This is a genomic window from Bacteriovorax sp. PP10, from assembly GCF_035013165.1.
GTDB classification, from domain to species: domain Bacteria; phylum Bdellovibrionota; class Bacteriovoracia; order Bacteriovoracales; family Bacteriovoracaceae; genus Bacteriovorax; species Bacteriovorax antarcticus.
In genome coordinates this window covers 332,291-348,192 of the sequence record NZ_JAYGJQ010000001.1, presented here as the reverse complement: position 1 = coordinate 348,192, position 15,902 = coordinate 332,291, and the positions used below count along the sequence as shown (strand labels likewise).

Here is a 15,902-nt window from a genome sequence, read left to right as displayed (position 1 = left end):
AAAGTATTCTTTTCGAGCAAAAATTTTAACAATCAAAAGGAAATGGACAAATGGCTATTGGAGTTCAATCAACCGATATTAACGAGCATTTTAATAAGCTTTTCACAGCTATTTTATTAGAACAGCAGAAATTTGATAAAATTAAGCCTGCTGATGAAGATAAAAAAGAACTAATCACTCAAAAGTTAAAAGAATATGAAACTCTTAAAGGACGTGGATTCTTTTATCCCTTCATGGCCTCAGGTCGTGGACACGGGCCTTTCGTTGAACTAATCGATGGTTCAGTAAAATTAGATCTAATCAATGGTATTGGTGTGAACCTTCTTGGCCACTCTCACCCGATTTATATTAAGGCAAACTTAGAAGCTGCGACATCAGACACAATGATGTGTGGAAACCTTCTTTCTTACCAAGAGCCGTATGAGCTAAGTAAAGTTCTTCTGGACTCTGTTAAAAAATCTCGCTTAAAGCATTTTTGGTTTTCATGTTCAGGATCATTCTCAAACGATACGGCACTAAAAATTCTTTGGCAGAAAAAAGCTCCTAACTACCGTCTGATTGCTTTCCAAAAATCATTCGCTGGTAGATCAGTAGCTATGCAAGACGTGACTTACAACCCAGCTTACAGAGAAGGAATGCCTAAATCTGTTCAGGTTGACCACGTTCCTCACTACAATGCTAAGAATCCAGAAAACGCGATTAAAGAAACAATCGATGCTCTTGATAAACTAATTGAAACAAACGGTAACGTTTACTGTGGTCTTTCAATCGAGCTTATCCAAGGTGAAGCTGGATTTATTTTTGGAACAAAAGAATACTACAAAGCAATTTGTGAGTGGTCTAAAAAGCACGGAATCTATATCTGGATTGATGAAGTTCAATCTTTCACACGTACAACTGAAATGTTTGCTTACCAAATGTTTGAGCTTGATGAATACGTTGATATCGTGACAATCGGTAAAGTTCTTCAAGCTGCTGGAACATTCTACACAGAAGAATTAAATCCAAAAGCTGGTCTTATCGCTGGTACTTTCAACGGATCAATCGCTTCATTAAACGCTGGTAAAGCGACTGTTAGATATCTTACAGAAGGAAACTTCTACGGTGAAAAAGGTCGTATTAAAGACCTGGAAAACAAGTTCAAAGCTAAGTTCAAAATGCTCGCTGAAGGAAGCTGTAAAGGGAAAATCCCATACTACGGTGGAATCGGTACGATGTTATCTTTTGAAGTTGGTGATGGCGCGCTTGAAATAACAAATAAATTTATGAAAAAACTTTTCGAAAATGGGATCATTTCGTTTTCTGCCGGAAAAGAGCCAACACGTGTGCGCTTCCTTCTTCCATTGGCATTATTAGACGAACATATTGATCATATTTTTTCTATTGTAGAAAAAACTATTCTCGAGACAATTAATTAGGATGTTTTATGTTTATTCTTAGATCTGCAAGCTTAAATGACCTTGATGATCTTTATGATTTAAGTCAGCTGATGCTTTTTATCAATCTTCCGCCTGATAAAGAGATCCTTAAATCTAAAATTGAAAGCTCGATTAAAGCTTTCACTAAACCTTCTAAGAAGCTTTGGGAAAACTATTACCTTTTCGTGCTTGAAGATACAAAAGCAGGAAGAATTGTCGGAACATCAATGATCCATGCTCAGCATGGAACAGAAAATGAGCCTCATTACTTCTTTTCAGTTTCTCAAGAAAATAAATTTTCAGCTTCTCTGAACACTGGATTTATCCACGGTACATTGAAGCTGGGACTTGATACTAACGGCCCATCTGAAATCGGGGGTCTTATCCTTGATCCGGAATGCAGAAAGAGTGAAAAGAAACTTGGTAAACAACTTTCTTTTGTTCGTTTCTTATATATGGGAATGCACCCGGAATTTTTCAAAGATACTATCCACTCTGAACTAATGCCTCCATTTGATAACGAAGGCCACGCTCCTTTATGGGAAGCGATCGGAAGACGTTTTTTAAATCTTGAGTACCATGAAGCAGACATGCTCTCTCGTAGCAATAAAGAATTTATTTTAAGCCTTTTCCCATCGGACACTATTTACATGACTCTGCTTCCAATCGAAGCAAGAAATGCGATTGGTAAAGTTGGTGAAGAGACTGCTCCTGTTAAGAGAATGTTGGAAAGTATCGGCTTCAAGTATACAAATGAAGTTGATCCATTCGATGGTGGACCTCACTACAGAGCAAAACTTAAAGACATCACTCCTGTTAAGGACATGTTTGAAGTTGAAATTCTTATTCGTGATTCAATTATTAAAAGTGATCAGGACTCTATCCTTGCAAGTCTTCCGACTGAACAAGGAGAATTTAGAGCTGCGCTTATTTCTGGAAATTTAAATAAAGGAAATCCGGCGAAATTTATTATCGATCCGGAAGAAGCAAAAGAACTAGGGTTAACAGAAGATTTTAAAACTTTCGCAACTTACCTATAGGTGAAATATGACAAAATATAAGATTCTTGGAAACTATTACAATAATGCTTTCAACCTTCCAGCTACAACTGGACCTTTAGCGGTAGAAAATATCGTTAAGCGTTTTTGTCCTGCTGATACAACGCTTGCTCTTTGGGAAGCTCCTGTTGATTACCGCGATGTAGATCGTGTTGTTGAATCAGCGGTTGCTGGCTTCAAGACGTGGAGAAAACTTTCTCAAGAGGAAAGAAACAATTACCTTAAAGCTTACCAAGCTGAAGTAAAAAAGAGACAAGAAGAAATCGCTCTGGCGATTGCTTATGAAACAGGAAAACCTCTTTGGGATTCTAAAACTGAAGCAGCTTCTGTTGTTTCTAAAGTGAATGTAACAATTGAAGACTCACTTCCAAGAATTGCCAATAAACAAATCGATGGGATCCTTCCAAAGACGAATGGCCATATTATTTATAAGCCACTTGGACCTAGCTTAATCATTGGGCCATTTAACTTTCCATGCCACCTGGCAAACGGACAAATTTTAAGTTCACTAGTTGCAGGTAACTCGATTATCTTCAAGCCAAGTGAAAAGACTTGTTACTCTGCTCAGCTTTTAATCGAATGTTTCCACGCTGCGGGATTCCCTGCTGGTGTAATTAACATGATTCAAGGTGATGGAGAAGTTGCTCGTCGTTTAACAAAAGAAAAAGCAATCAAAGGTGTCTTCTTTACTGGTTCGAAAGAAGTTGGAAAGAAAATCCTTGAAGTCACTCACCACGATCTTGGGAAACAAGTTTCTCTTGAACTTGGTGGAAAAAATACAACGATCCTTCACAGTGACGCCAACCTTGACCACGCTCTTCAGGAACTTTTAAAATCATGTTTCTTAAGTTCAGGACAAAGATGTACATCAACGTCGATCGTAGCGATTCATAGAAGTATTCAGACTTCTTTTATCGAACGCTTCCACGATATGGCGAAAAAAATTATTATTGATCACCCGGTTGAATTTACTCGTGAGCCTTTCATGGGGCCACTTGTGGATCAAAGTGCCGTTGATTCATATTTACTATTTATGGGAATGGCAAAACGCGAAGGGATTCAAGAAATCATGCGCGGAAAGCAGTTAGATAAAACGAAAAAAGGTCACTACGTAAGTCCATCAATTCACCTTGCTGATAGATGGAATAACGACAGTATGTTCCTTCACTCAGAAATCTTTGGGCCAAACGTAACGTTTATTCCATACGACACGATTGAAGAAGCTATTACGATTGCTAATGCTACTGAATACGGATTAGCTGCTGCGGTTTTCACAAAAGACCCTGCTATTTTCAAAATGTGTGTTGAAGAAATTGATTCTGGATTAGTTAACTTTAACCGCTCAACGGTTGGAGCTTCAGCGAAACTTCCATTTGGTGGAGTGAAAAATTCTGGAAATTATCACCCGGCCGCACTTACAACTATTGATGCTTGTGTTTATCAGATGGCATGTTTAGAAGTTTTAGGTGATGAAGCGGATGATATTAAGTCGATTATTGGTTTAGATTTATAATTTTATAAAACTCGCTTCTAGTTAGCTAGAAGCGAGTTATTTTTTACTTTCTTTATAAAGGTCTTTTAGTTTAAATTTTAGATCCATTAAGCGCTCTTCAAGCGTGCTACTCTTCACTTCTGCCCATGTTCTTGCATACTCTGGAGCATTCTCTTTAAGAGATAACTGGTGCATTTTCCCAATGACATAAGCTTCATCTAAAATAACGTCTGTGTAATCATCTTCCGGTATATCGGCCAGCTTAAGCCCCGAGGCAAATTGATCAACAAATCTAAAACTATATGGATGTTTATCAATTGTTAATACATCCAGAGATTCATCTAATTGATTTCCATATATATTCTTCTTTATCGCTAGCATTCTATTTTCAAAAGTTTCTTTCGCTTGTGGCCCAAAGACTTTGTCATATCCACTAATCGCTGACTCTTTAATATCTAGCCACTGAACTTTATCCTTAGGTGATACACGCGCTAAAACTTGAAAACGCTTCAGACCAGCACTTCCGCCATCTTCTTTAATTCTTACGTAGTGATCAAAGATTTCAACTTTAGGGAATTTGTCTTTTAATGCTTTTATAAGCTCTGTTTCTTCAGTTGAAGTCGTTGCTCTATAAGGTGTTTTAAATTTCTTAAATTTGAAAGGCCCATCAAAGCTTACGTATTTATCAATATACTTTTCTGTGACTTCTGCGACATCGTTCATACCTTTTTCAGTATAAAATGAATAATGGCGAGATTCCCCTTTAAGCCCTTTTTGATAAGCACTAAAGTAGTCATCCCAAGTGATTTTTTTATCAACAATTTTGGCTGAAATAAAGTGGCGAATGACATCGTAATAAATTTCACCTTCAGTCGCATCGTCGATATCATTGACAACAAAGATAACTTTTCCTTTATCATCAATGGCAAAACCAAAGTTCTCCACATGAAGATCTCCCGCGATAGTTCCACGGTATTTTTCTAGTTTTTTAAACATTGATCCAAAATTCTGATCAAGCATCTGCTTATAAAACACTGGAGAAAATGCACGGTAAAATGAATAAAAATCTTCATTCGCATTTATACGTGTTTCTAAAAATTCTGATGTTTGTGTTGGATAAAAATCAGAGAGCATCTCTCTGCAGGTTTGTGGTCCATTCGCAGGAGAGCGATCAATGGCCCAATTTTGTTTTCTAGGCATGAAGTCATTCAGAGTTACTTTAGCGTAAAAAAAAGCGAGGACAAACATTGTTGGTACGTATACCCACTTCATCAGTATTGCTTCTTGTTGACCAAGACTCCTGCTTCGCTAGCGGTACTAGGATTTTGATTGGTGCTTTTAATTTGCTCCACATCTATGTTTGAATTTTTTTGATAAAGATTAATAATCTCTTTTTGCTTAAGAGATTTTTGAGATTGTTGCAGACGATTTTTTTCAACCAGAATGAACGAAGACATATTCTCATCTTCTTTATGTTCAACCATCGCAGCTTTCGCAGGTACTTCGACATGTTCATAGGCCGGTGCAAATTGCGACGTAGGTTTTGCCTGCGTAACAAATCTAGGAGCTGCTGACTCTTCTGAAGAATGCTCTTCAGTGGCCGCTTCCTTATTTTCTAATTTATTGAATGGAAGAATTTTTGCTGAGCCTTCAGTCTCAGTATGTTGAACAGCATGCTCTTCATGAATTTCATCCATAGAGTCTGTGCTCGAGAAATCGCGATAAATTTTTCTATCAACTCTCTCATTAACTAAATCCGTCAGTGAAAGAAACTTTCCACCGTTGTGCTTAGTTGCAATATCAGCAATCTCTTCAGGAGTGATGATTCGCAAGAGGGTCATGATTAAAAGGTTTTGTACCGCCATAGTATTTATCTTATCGGCACAACGCTTATAAACTTGAGTGGTTTGATCACCTTTCTACAACTAAGACATTTCGATCACTTAGAATTTTTTTTTAGCTATTTATAAAAAAGTTCTAGACATTCACTCCAATAATTTTTATAACTTGTGTACTATTTCAAGCTGATGGGGAGTAGCGCAGTGGTAGCGCAGTAGACTGTTAATCTATTGGTCGTGGGTTCGACTCCCACCTTCCCAGCCATTTTTTAAGCCTAGAATTTCATTCTATTACATTTCCATTACTAGTTTTTTAATCATGTATTAAGACTTTTGATTTTTATTTAAAAGTCGATAAGCGGGCATGAACAAAAAACTCATGGTCATTAACATTTGTGCCCTATTACTCACTTCATGCGGAAGTGTAACTTCCAGAGTTCCCGCACAAGTTGAAGATAATACCTGCTTAGGTGTGGCCCATCATTTTTTACCAAAAGATACAACGAGTTTTGAAGACAGTAAGAAATTACTCAAAGAAAAACTCGCTCTCGATTTAACTGATGATCAAATTGCTGATTACTTCAAATATTTTCAAATCACCGACTTGAATGAAAAAAATGCGGATACATTGAGATCACTTTTTATCTACACTTCTGTCGATCCTGATTTGAGACTCAATCTTCTGCACGACTTTAGTATGATCAACATGGGAAAAAATGAGAAAACTAAAAACTGGAAACAGTTCCAACACCATAAAGCTAAAGTAGACGCAAAAAAAGTAAAGATGATCGCTAAAGGTGGGGATGATGTTTTTGGAAAGAGTGAGCTTTATGAAAAACTTTATTACAGTTGCAAAACGCAAGTAAAGGCCGCTCCCTCTGCCGCTGACTACAAACAAGCTAAACGCCTGACATATGCCCTTGCGGCCGGGGCACTTGGCTCAAACATTGTGACTTATACTTATGTTCACAGGGATGAAGAAAAAAATTCTAAATGGTACAGCGAACTTGGATTTTCTCTAGCAATTACTGCTGGCCTTTCTTTTACGAGTGGAAAATTTATTCTGGCCAATCCAAACATGACTCCGTGGTCAGTTAAAATGCCTATGGCCTATGTAACTAATATGGTGACAGATGCTGCAATTACCGGCGGAGTTTATGGTTCACTATTCAAGGCCAAAAATTCTGACTTAGAAGAAAAAGTTAATGATCTTCTTTCGAAACCAGAAAAACGTGCCGAAGTTGAAGAGCTAGTAAAAATTGCAAATGAGAAAGATCTTTTTGAAAAGTATTCAAAAGAGTCTGCAGCCTTGTTGATTGATAAAAAAACTAATAAGCCTGTTAACGTCAAAGACTTCGATCGCGAGATCACTATCGATGATATCGATCTTGATCAAAGTAGAGAGATGTTTATGGAAGCTCTGGCAGATAAAATGTATCAGGAAAATGCAGGACCGTTGTCGACAGGTTCGGTGGCCGGAGACCGTTATAGTTTCCATCGCCTTTACAACCTATTCAGCGCCCCTTCTAATATTGCACTTAGTATTATGATGTACAACCAGCTTTGTATGACCACAAATCCTAATGCGGGCTTCTTGCGTGCAGTTGGGATCTATCTAGGCGGCTCTATTATTATGGACGCTACTTATTTTGAAACCAAGAAAGACCTTATCAATCAATAATATTGTTATTCTTAGTGCGTCACGAAAGGACTTACTGCTTTTGAAGTAGTTCTGTCCTTTCCGACCATCCTAAACCATTATATACTCCACACAATCTAATTCTAAAATTTTCACTGAGGGCCTCATGAAAGAGCAAATATTTTCAAAAGATTTCCACAAGAAACTGCAAAAAAATGTTGAGAAAAGTTTTTTAGAATTCATCGAAGACTTAAGAATTGATTTTCAAAAAGGTTTCGACACTGATGTTGTTGATCCAGATTTTTTAGAGCAGTTAAACGACATCATTCACGATGAAGTGTTTAATACTTATTCTCCATTAAAATTTTACTGGTTAAACCTGGTTGATAATTTAATTTATGTGATCCAGCTTCACGAAGAACTTCTTATCGAAGAAGGAATTGATACTGACGAATTAACAGATTTAGAAAATGAACTTTTCAACTTCTGGAATGACTCGGAATTATCTGAGAGTTTCTTAAACTTCTTAAATGATGGGTCTCCTGTTATTGAAGTTTCAGCAAACTTAATTCCACTTTTAGAAAACCAAATCGTGTCTTTCTATGTTGCTCACTTAAGTATGTACCGTCAGGAATTTGGGGACGCTCTAATGTACCAAGTTGTTCCAGAGCTTGGTGATAACGAAAAGAAAATCTACATTACTGATAAACACTTACCTGTTGCACTGAAAGTAACTCCAGAAACATACCCTTCTCTTCCAATCAGAGCTATTTCTCCTGAAGAAAACAAGTTCTCGATTGAAACGGACACGAAGCTTGTCGATTTAAAGATTGAAGCTGCTCCTGCTCCACTGGTTTTTGAAGAATTAAATCTTTTTGTCCTTCCTCACTGCGAACAAGGTGAGAAACGTCAGGATGAATTTAAGAAGAGTATTACGAAGGCCCTAAACAATATTAAAAAAGTGGCGCCTCATTTATATACAACGTTCAAGAGTTTTACTCACACGATCGTTCCGGTAAATGAAAAAGGAATCGTTAGTTATTCAATGCAATCACTTCCTGGTTACTCATGCATTAACATGTTTGACCGCGATTCATTAGACCTGATGGATGATTTACTTCATGAAAACGGTCACCACTACCTGAATACTTACTTAAACCACATTGACCTGATCAATGAAGACGACGACAAGGTTTATTACTCTCCATGGAGAAAGGCGCTTCGCCCGGTTCGTGGGATCTACCATGCAGTCTTTACGTTCTTCTGGGCAATGGAGCTTTACTCTAACCTAAACACGGCAGCGGAAAAGAAAATCCTTCCTTTTACTAAAGAAGAAAAGATTAAAATCAAAACTCGCTTCTTAGAAGAGTACTACATGCTTAGTTACTGCAAACCCGACTTCACACATGCGTTTAAGAACAAACGCGTGAATAAGGACGGCCTAGCGCTTATCAACGCTACTTATGAGCGCATCGATGCTTATAAAAAGTCAGTTGAAAGTGTTTTAGCTGAACTTGAAGGATTGGATAAGACGGCTTTCGCTAAAATCGCGACTCTGAAAAAAGAGTTAAGCGAGGCGAGAGGCCACTATAAGTTGGTTTAATCTAGATTGCATTTCATTAGCAGGCATCATGTCACCTCTTTTAGAAGCGACATCGATGCCTTTTTTATACACCTGCATCGCACGTTCTAAATTCCCCGAAGCTTCCAGACTTTTTCCCAGTAACAAATAGGCCGCAGAGTACTTTTCATCTAAAGCGACGACGCGCTCAAGGTTGGCCACTGCTTCTTTGTAATTTTCTCTATGAAAAGCGATGTCTCCCACTCCATATAAAGCGACAGTATCATCAGCATCAATTTCTAAAACCTGATGGAACATCTTTTCACGGCGAAGGATGTCTTCTTCTTTTTTAAGTCTTTCGGCTTCAAGCGCTTTTTTTATTTTCGCTTCTTCACCATACATTGAAAAAGTCTTTACAGTCGCCAGCGCTTTTTCCGCTTCAGCTTCTTCGATCTTTCCCATCTTCATTAAAAAGAGAGATTTATTTGTGTGGGCCATAACAGATGAGCTCTTTACGCTTAAAAGTTTGTCCATCCACTCAATAGCTTCCTGGTACTGTTCTTTGCGACCTAAAATAACTCCAACCGATTCATAAGCATCAGAGTGCTCTGGATTGAAGGCAATCGCGCGCTTCATGAAGTCCATCGCCAGATCTGTGTTGGCCTTTTGGAATTCGTCAACGCCGTCGTGATAAAGTTCATCAGCGATTTCTATTCTGGTTTGGTTTTTATAAAAAGGAAGATAGTGAACGATCACTTGGTGGTTTTGGCCATCGATTGTGATTGTCAGCTTCTTGCCTTCGATGCGGAAATCTCTAAAGAGACTTGCCTGCAAGTATTGGTCTTTTTGGTAATTGATTTTTCCGGCCTTTTTATCTTCGACGAAAAAATCGGTTTTTGAAATATCTAGATTCGTTTCAAGTTGCAGTAATACTGGAAAGTAAGCTGCCCCTCTATTGTTTTCAATTTTAGCGACAGTCTCCTGTCCTAAAAAACATCCTTTTTTATACGAGATCGCTATCTCATTTAAGTAAGAGTCGTTGATGAACATAGATTCATTAACGTCTTTCATCCAAAGAGGATAACCATTTAAGAAGCGGACTTCTTCTAATTCAGTCTCATCAGTATGTGGAACATTCGCAAAAGGTTTTGTATCGATTGCGGCATTGATTCCGTAGAAGTTCGTGCTGAATAGATGTGAGTTGTTACCTTCCAGAAAATAATTGAAGTGAACATAGACCTTTTCATCAAGGGCCTTTAATTCAACTTCATCCATAATGATAAACTTATTAAAGTCAGTCAGAATGTTTTCCACCAGACTTTTTTCACACAAGATAAGAAGTTTATCTTCAAGTCTTGCGATCGTAAAAAATGACTGGAGTTTTCCCGTGCGGTTTAATCTTGCTGTGACTTGCGCTTCTTTAAAAGGAAGTGCTTGAAGATCATTCGTGACCTGGCCTTGAAAAAAGGCTTCACGATCCGCGCCCGTGACTTCAATCAGGGTATGATCAGTAAGTTCAATTTGAGTAGAATTAAATCGAATCGAAGAAAGATTGGCTTCCATCTAAAAAACTAAACCGAAAACGATTCGCCACAACCACAAGTGTTTGTCGCATTTGGATTTGAAAAGACAAATCCTTTACCGTTTAGTCCGTCTTTGAAATCAAGCTCCACACCCTTCAAGTAAATTGAAGATTTTGGGTCGATTAAAATTTTGATATCACCGAAATCAAGAACGTTGTCTTTTTCTTTTTTCTCAGAAAATTCGATTTTGTATGAAAGACCTGAACATCCACCACCAGAAACACCAAGGCGTAATCCCGTATCAAGACCTTTGGCCTCTTTCTGATAGATGTCGCGAATATGTGTTAATGCTTTTTCTGTGACTGTAATGATTTGATCCATAAAAACCTCTGCCAACCCAAATTGATCGGATATTTATCATTTATTACCATATTATAGCATAAAACCCTAAGAATGTTTTGCCTGTAGTGCTAGGTCTAATAATGCGATATTATTTAGTTACACGAGGTTTATTATGGCAGTAATTCTGATTATTAAGACAGAGGAAGGCGAAGTCACTGAGCTACCTGTCCTTAACAAGATTATCATGGGGCGCTCTAGTTCCGCTGATTTCACAATCAAAGATTCAAAAATGTCTGGGCAACACTGCACATTTGAGATGACTCATAAAGGGCAGTTAATGTTTACTGACCTTGGATCTACCAACGGATCGTTTTTTAATAACAGCCGCATCAGTCAGACTGCAGTTAAGATTAACGACGTGGTTCGTGTGGGTAACACACTTATCAGGATTGATGAGAAACGACTATCGGCCAGCGAGAGAATGTCTATTGGCCTCTCTACTAGGAAAGTAGAAAACGAAAAAACTCTTCCAGTCATGAGTGCCAAAGAAAGAAAGGCAATAGAAAACGCCGAAATTCAATCCGAAGAAGCGGCCGACAAATCTCCTAAGAGACGCACTGTCGTTCTAGATAAAAGTATTAAAGAAAAAAAGAAGGCACCGGATGATTTTAATGGTGTTGATACTATTTTAGACCAGGAAGCAAGTACTGGTGACACCAAGATGCTAAAACTTGATAGCAATGCCAAAGAAGTCGTTAAAAAGAAAAAGTAATTAAGCTTCCGGTATCCACTGAGTTTCTTCAATCTGATTGCTAGAATTTAAATAGCGCGAAAGAATAAAAAAATAATCTGATAAACGATTCATATACTGAAGAGCATTCTCGGGAACTTCCCCCGGGTTTTGTTCTTCGAAATCCACCATTTGTCTTTCAATTCTTCTACATACTGTTCTACACACATGAAAAGCGGCCGCAGCTGAGCTTCCACCTGGAAGAATGAAGTGTTTTAATGGAATAAGTTGAGAATCCATCTGATCGATATCTGATTCTAATTTTTCAATTGATGATGTTTTGATCTGAGGAAGTTTAAACTGCGAACGTTTTTCTTTTTCACAAGCAAGGTTACTTCCCAGATCGAAAAGGCTTGATTGAATCTGCTGTAAAAGTGATTTATCAAAACTTTTGTCTAAAAAAGAAATCCCAAGACCAATGTATGAATTCAGCTCGTCTACTTCTCCGTAAAGATGAATACGTGAATCGCTTTTTTTAATACGCGTTCCACCAACTAAACCAGTAATACCTTTATCACCTGTGCGAGTGTAGACGGCCGATTTTTTCATTACATGTTCCTACGATATTTACCACCAACCTCATAAAGAAGGTTTGTGATTTGTCCAAGGCTGGCGAAGTTAACAGTATAAAGAAGTTCTTCGAAAACGTTTCCGTCATTCAGTGCAACTTCTTTAAGACGTTTTAAGGCCTCGTCTGCTTTACCCTTGTTTGTTTCTTTAAACTTATTCAGACGGTTGATTTGATCCGTCTTTTCAGCGTCCGAGCAACGAGAGATTTCGATTTCTTTTGCCATCTGCTCTTTAATGTTTGGAGCGATGTAAGTGTTAACACCGATAATCGGGAACTCTCCACTATCTTTCAGAGTTTCATAGTATAGAGACTCTTCCTGAATTTTTGAGCGTTGGTACATTGATTCCATCGCGCCTAAAACACCGCCTTTATCAGAGATGTTTTCGAATTCGCGAAGAACTTGTTCTTCAACTAAGCTGGCCAGTTCTTCAACAATGTAGGCCCCTTGAATTGGGTTATCAGTTTTGTTCATTCCGAATTCACGGTTGATGATCATCTGAATCGCCATCGCACGTCTTACAGATTCCTCTGTAGGTGTTGTGATGGCTTCATCATAAGCATTTGTGTGAAGAGAGTTACAGTTATCAGATAACGCCAGGAAAGCCTGAAGAGTTGTTCTGATATCGTTGAAGTCGATCTCTTGAGCGTGCAGAGAGCGTCCAGAAGTTTGAACGTGGTATTTAAACTGCTGCGACTTTTCGTTCGCACCGTATTTATCTCTTAAAGTTACTGCCCAAATCTTACGAGCAACTCTTCCCATTACTGTATATTCAGGGTCCAGGCCATTTGAGAAGAAGTACGAAAGGTTCTGAGAGAAGTCATCAATCTTCATTCCACGGCTTAAATAGTATTCAACAAATGTGAATCCGTTTGAAAGCGTGAAGGCCATTTGAGAAATTGGATTCGCTCCAGCTTCAGCAATGTGGTAACCAGAAATTGAGACTGAGTAATAGTTTTTAATCGCGTGACGGCAGAAATACTCTTGAATATCTCCCATCATCTTAAGTGCGAATTCAAGTGAGAAGATACATGTGTTCTGAGCTTGATCTTCTTTTAGAATATCAGCTTGAACTGTTCCTCTAACCTGCTTCATCACTTCAACACGTTTTTGTTCATTCCAAAAGTCATCGCCTTTAAGCGTTTGTTTCATCGCCGTATTCATGAATAGAGCAAGGATGATTGGCGCTGGCCCGTTAATTGTCATTGAAACTGAAGTGAATGGATCGATAAGGCTGAAGCCTTTATATAGATCTTGCATGTCATCTAAAGTTGCAATTGAAACTCCGGCCTCTCCGATTTTACCAAAGATGTCTGGACGAATATCTGGATCTTCTCCGTATAAAGTTACCGAGTCGAATGCAGTTGATAAACGTTTTGCCTGATCATCTTTTGATAGATAATGGAAACGTGTATTTGTTCTTAGTGGCCCGCCTTCTCCGGCAAACATTCTTTTTGGATCTTCATCAGCACGCTTGAATGGGAAAATCCCAGCAGCGAACGGGAAGTGTCCTGGAAGGTTTGATCCTTTAATGAAGCGGTACTTGTCAGTTAATGAATTGAACTTCGGGTAACCAACTTTTGAAATATCGTTGTGAGATAGAGACTTATACTTTGTGATAACTTTAATTTCTTTTCCGCGAACGAAGTAAGAAAAAGTTCCATTGTCGTACTGAGCGATTGTATCTTCGAATGTTTTTAATTCAGCAAATACGTTTTCAGGAAGACTTGCTTTTACTTCAGCAAGTTTTGCTACAACGTCTTTGTTTCCTTGAAGAAGGTTCGAAGTAATTAAAAGTGCTTCGTAATCTTTCAGTTTTTCAGCATTCTCTAAAGCATTGCGGTTGTACTCTCTTACTGTTCCAGAAATATCTCTTAAATAAAGTGATCTTTCAGGAGCGATGATTCTCTTTTTAACAGTTGGAGCTTTATCGCATTTTAAAGCGTCTAAGTTATTCGCTTTTACGTTCATCGTTTTTACAATGTCAGCAAATAGAGCGTTTACACCAACGTCGTTAAATTGAGACGCCATTGTTCCGTAGATTGGCAGGTCTTTATCTTCTGGAGCACCAGGGTGACCAGCGAATTGGTTATGATTTCTTCTCCACTGCTTTCTGATATCTCTTAGAGCATCTTCCGAGCGTGGTTTTTCGAATTTATTTAAAACAATAAAGTGAGCAGCATCAAGCATCTCGATTTTTTCAAGCTGAGTTGCGGCCCCGAATTCCGGAGTCATTACGTAGATGCACTTATCAGCAACTTTTGTAATTTCATCAGACGCTTGTCCGATACCAGAAGTTTCAACCAGGATTAAGTCGAATGGTTGAGATTTTAAAAACGATACAACATTTTTAATTTGTGGAGATAGTTCAGTATTTGAATCACGAGTCGCCAGAGATCTAATGTAGAAGTTAGAGAAGCTTGCACTTCCTAAACGAATACGGTCTCCAAGAAGAGCTCCCGATGTTTTTTTCTTTGTAGGGTCAACTGAGATGAGAGCAATTCTGCAATCGGGAGAGTGGCGGTAGAAACGAAGAAGTAATTCATCAATTAGAGATGACTTCCCTGCTCCACCAGTACCAGTGATTCCTAAAACAGGAACAGTTCCCGGATTAAATTTTACTGGAAGCTCACCATTATCTTCAATCGCTGTAATAACTTTTGCGATCGAGCGTTTATCAAGTGCAGATAAATCAAATTTATTAAAATCTACGCCAGCAAGCGTATTGGGATCCGCTTTCGCAATCATGTCATCGATGATTCCGTTAAGGCCGATTTCCATTCCATCTTGTGGAGAGTAAATGCGAGTGATCCCGCGAGAATGTAATAATTCAATTTCTGAAGCAGTAATTACACCACCACCACCACCGAAAATTTTTACATTTTTTGCACCTGCGGCATCCAGAAGCTCTCTGATATAAGTAAAATACTCAACATGTCCGCCCTGATAAGAGCTTAAAGCTAAAGCATTAACATCTTCTTGAAGGGCCGCGTCTACGACTTCTTGCGCCGAACGGTTGTGTCCTAAATGAATGACCTCTACCCCTTTGGATTGAAGCATTCTTCGCATGATGTTGACCGATACGTCATGTCCGTCAAAAAGGCTGGCAGCAGTTACAAATCTTAGTTTTTTCATAATCTTCACTCTATCTCTAGTTAATCTAATAGCAAGAAAAGCCGATATGGGTTATAATTGAACATATTTATTAACACAAATTACATGATTTGGGTTTGCTATGAGCACCGAAAATACAACAATTAATCCTACAGTTAACGAAGATGGCGAAGCTATCATCGTTGAGAACCCGTTCCATACTGCGCGCCTTAAGCCGAAAAGAAAAGGTAAGAGACCGCCTAAACTACTTGCAGTAGTTCACCAATCTGGTTGTACTGGATGTGAAGTATGTATTCAAGGCTGCCCTGTTGACTCTATCGAGCTTGTGCCAGGACCTAATCCTCTTAACCCACAATTCAATCAAACTGTAGAAATCGACCTTGCAAGATGCATTGGTTGCCAAAACTGTTCTGTGGATTGCCCTTGGGAAACTATCACAATGTATGAACATGACGACGCTTTCACGGCCTGGTCATCTGAAACTCTGAAATCTGAGTTATACGTTGCTGAAAATGAAGTCGAAGAAATTAAGAAAAAGATCATAGGATAGTTGTAAAA

The 15,902-nt window shown here is 38.4% G+C and carries 13 protein-coding genes and 1 tRNA gene; 8 read left to right on the top strand and 6 right to left on the bottom strand.

Annotation, left to right across the window (positions count from 1 at the left end):
• Positions 1 to 50 precede the first annotated feature (50 nt).
• Genes SHI21_RS01635 through SHI21_RS01625 form a run of 3 tightly spaced genes read left to right on the top strand, consistent with a single transcriptional unit; the run spans position 51 to position 3,989 of the window.
• Positions 51 to 1,418, top strand: a complete 1,368-nt coding sequence (locus SHI21_RS01635; protein WP_323574377.1) for an aminotransferase class III-fold pyridoxal phosphate-dependent enzyme — start codon at positions 51 to 53, stop codon at positions 1,416 to 1,418.
• 8 nt (positions 1,419 to 1,426) lie between these two features.
• A complete protein-coding gene (locus SHI21_RS01630; RefSeq protein ID WP_323574376.1) occupies positions 1,427 to 2,458 on the top strand; it encodes an arginine N-succinyltransferase in 1,032 nt (343 codons plus the stop codon).
• 7 nt (positions 2,459 to 2,465) lie between these two features.
• A complete protein-coding gene (locus SHI21_RS01625) occupies positions 2,466 to 3,989 on the top strand; it encodes an aldehyde dehydrogenase family protein (protein WP_323574375.1) in 1,524 nt (507 codons plus the stop codon).
• Positions 3,990 to 4,025: 36 nt separating this feature from the next.
• On the opposite strand, the gene SHI21_RS01620 is transcribed toward SHI21_RS01625, so the two are convergent.
• The gene (locus SHI21_RS01620) at positions 4,026 to 5,240 is read right to left on the bottom strand and encodes a DUF2252 family protein (RefSeq protein WP_323574374.1); all 1,215 of its coding nucleotides are present in this window, start codon (positions 5,238 to 5,240) and stop codon (positions 4,026 to 4,028) included.
• Positions 5,240 to 5,833 carry a hypothetical protein gene (locus tag SHI21_RS01615; RefSeq protein WP_323574373.1) on the bottom strand — a complete coding sequence of 198 codons (594 nt, stop codon included), beginning with the start codon at positions 5,831 to 5,833 and terminating at the stop codon, positions 5,240 to 5,242. Before SHI21_RS01615 ends, SHI21_RS01620 begins: the two co-directional genes overlap by 1 nt.
• A gap of 163 nt (positions 5,834 to 5,996) precedes the next feature.
• On the opposite strand from SHI21_RS01615, the gene SHI21_RS01610 reads away from it, so the two are divergent.
• The 3 genes from SHI21_RS01610 to SHI21_RS01600 all read left to right on the top strand — a co-directional run bounded on the left by SHI21_RS01610 (position 5,997) and on the right by SHI21_RS01600 (position 9,048).
• Positions 5,997 to 6,071: transfer RNA gene (locus SHI21_RS01610), tRNA-Asn, on the top strand.
• Between the two features lie 99 nt (positions 6,072 to 6,170).
• Positions 6,171 to 7,487, top strand: a complete 1,317-nt coding sequence (locus SHI21_RS01605; protein ID WP_323574372.1) for a hypothetical protein — start codon at positions 6,171 to 6,173, stop codon at positions 7,485 to 7,487.
• A 124-nt stretch (positions 7,488 to 7,611) separates the two neighbouring features.
• Positions 7,612 to 9,048, top strand: a complete 1,437-nt coding sequence (locus SHI21_RS01600) for an aKG-HExxH-type peptide beta-hydroxylase (RefSeq protein WP_323574371.1) — start codon at positions 7,612 to 7,614, stop codon at positions 9,046 to 9,048.
• Here SHI21_RS01600 and SHI21_RS01595 read toward each other — a convergent pair.
• Positions 9,013 to 10,569, bottom strand: a complete 1,557-nt coding sequence (locus SHI21_RS01595) for a tetratricopeptide repeat protein (RefSeq protein ID WP_323574370.1) — start codon at positions 10,567 to 10,569, stop codon at positions 9,013 to 9,015. The two genes, SHI21_RS01600 and SHI21_RS01595, sit on opposite strands and share 36 nt — an antisense overlap.
• A gap of 8 nt (positions 10,570 to 10,577) precedes the next feature.
• A complete protein-coding gene (locus SHI21_RS01590; protein WP_323574369.1) occupies positions 10,578 to 10,910 on the bottom strand; it encodes a HesB/IscA family protein in 333 nt (110 codons plus the stop codon).
• A 133-nt stretch (positions 10,911 to 11,043) separates the two neighbouring features.
• Here SHI21_RS01590 and SHI21_RS01585 point away from each other — a divergent pair, with 133 nt between their 5' ends.
• Entirely contained in the window at positions 11,044 to 11,643 is a 600-nt protein-coding gene (locus SHI21_RS01585) for an FHA domain-containing protein (RefSeq protein WP_323574368.1), read from the top strand.
• Here the strand turns inward: SHI21_RS01585 and SHI21_RS01580 are convergent, their stop codons facing one another.
• Both SHI21_RS01580 and icmF read right to left on the bottom strand, forming a co-directional pair.
• A complete protein-coding gene (locus SHI21_RS01580; protein ID WP_323574367.1) occupies positions 11,644 to 12,210 on the bottom strand; it encodes a cob(I)yrinic acid a,c-diamide adenosyltransferase in 567 nt (188 codons plus the stop codon).
• Positions 12,210 to 15,365, bottom strand: a complete 3,156-nt coding sequence (gene icmF, locus SHI21_RS01575; protein ID WP_323574366.1) for a fused isobutyryl-CoA mutase/GTPase IcmF — start codon at positions 15,363 to 15,365, stop codon at positions 12,210 to 12,212. Before icmF ends, SHI21_RS01580 begins: the two co-directional genes overlap by 1 nt.
• Before the next feature lie 100 nt (positions 15,366 to 15,465).
• Here icmF and SHI21_RS01570 point away from each other — a divergent pair, with 100 nt between their 5' ends.
• Positions 15,466 to 15,894 carry a 4Fe-4S dicluster domain-containing protein gene (locus SHI21_RS01570; protein ID WP_323574365.1) on the top strand — a complete coding sequence of 143 codons (429 nt, stop codon included), beginning with the start codon at positions 15,466 to 15,468 and terminating at the stop codon, positions 15,892 to 15,894.
• Positions 15,895 to 15,902: the final 8 nt, after the last annotated feature.

Bases quoted from the DNA above. Each gene is read 5' to 3' on its own strand.
- SHI21_RS01635 (WP_323574377.1), top strand. From the start codon at position 51: ATGGCTATTGGAGTTCAATCAACCGATATTAACGAGCATTTTAATAAG.
- SHI21_RS01630 (WP_323574376.1), top strand. From the start codon at position 1,427: ATGTTTATTCTTAGATCTGCAAGCTTAAATGACCTTGATGATCTTTAT.
- SHI21_RS01625 (WP_323574375.1), top strand. From the start codon at position 2,466: ATGACAAAATATAAGATTCTTGGAAACTATTACAATAATGCTTTCAAC.
- SHI21_RS01620 (WP_323574374.1), bottom strand. From the start codon at position 5,240: ATGAAGTGGGTATACGTACCAACAATGTTTGTCCTCGCTTTTTTTTAC.
- SHI21_RS01615 (WP_323574373.1), bottom strand. From the start codon at position 5,833: ATGGCGGTACAAAACCTTTTAATCATGACCCTCTTGCGAATCATCACT.
- SHI21_RS01605 (WP_323574372.1), top strand. From the start codon at position 6,171: ATGAACAAAAAACTCATGGTCATTAACATTTGTGCCCTATTACTCACT.
- SHI21_RS01600 (WP_323574371.1), top strand. From the start codon at position 7,612: ATGAAAGAGCAAATATTTTCAAAAGATTTCCACAAGAAACTGCAAAAA.
- SHI21_RS01595 (WP_323574370.1), bottom strand. From the start codon at position 10,569: ATGGAAGCCAATCTTTCTTCGATTCGATTTAATTCTACTCAAATTGAA.
- SHI21_RS01590 (WP_323574369.1), bottom strand. From the start codon at position 10,910: ATGGATCAAATCATTACAGTCACAGAAAAAGCATTAACACATATTCGC.
- SHI21_RS01585 (WP_323574368.1), top strand. From the start codon at position 11,044: ATGGCAGTAATTCTGATTATTAAGACAGAGGAAGGCGAAGTCACTGAG.
- SHI21_RS01580 (WP_323574367.1), bottom strand. From the start codon at position 12,210: ATGAAAAAATCGGCCGTCTACACTCGCACAGGTGATAAAGGTATTACT.
- icmF (WP_323574366.1), bottom strand. From the start codon at position 15,365: ATGAAAAAACTAAGATTTGTAACTGCTGCCAGCCTTTTTGACGGACAT.
- SHI21_RS01570 (WP_323574365.1), top strand. From the start codon at position 15,466: ATGAGCACCGAAAATACAACAATTAATCCTACAGTTAACGAAGATGGC.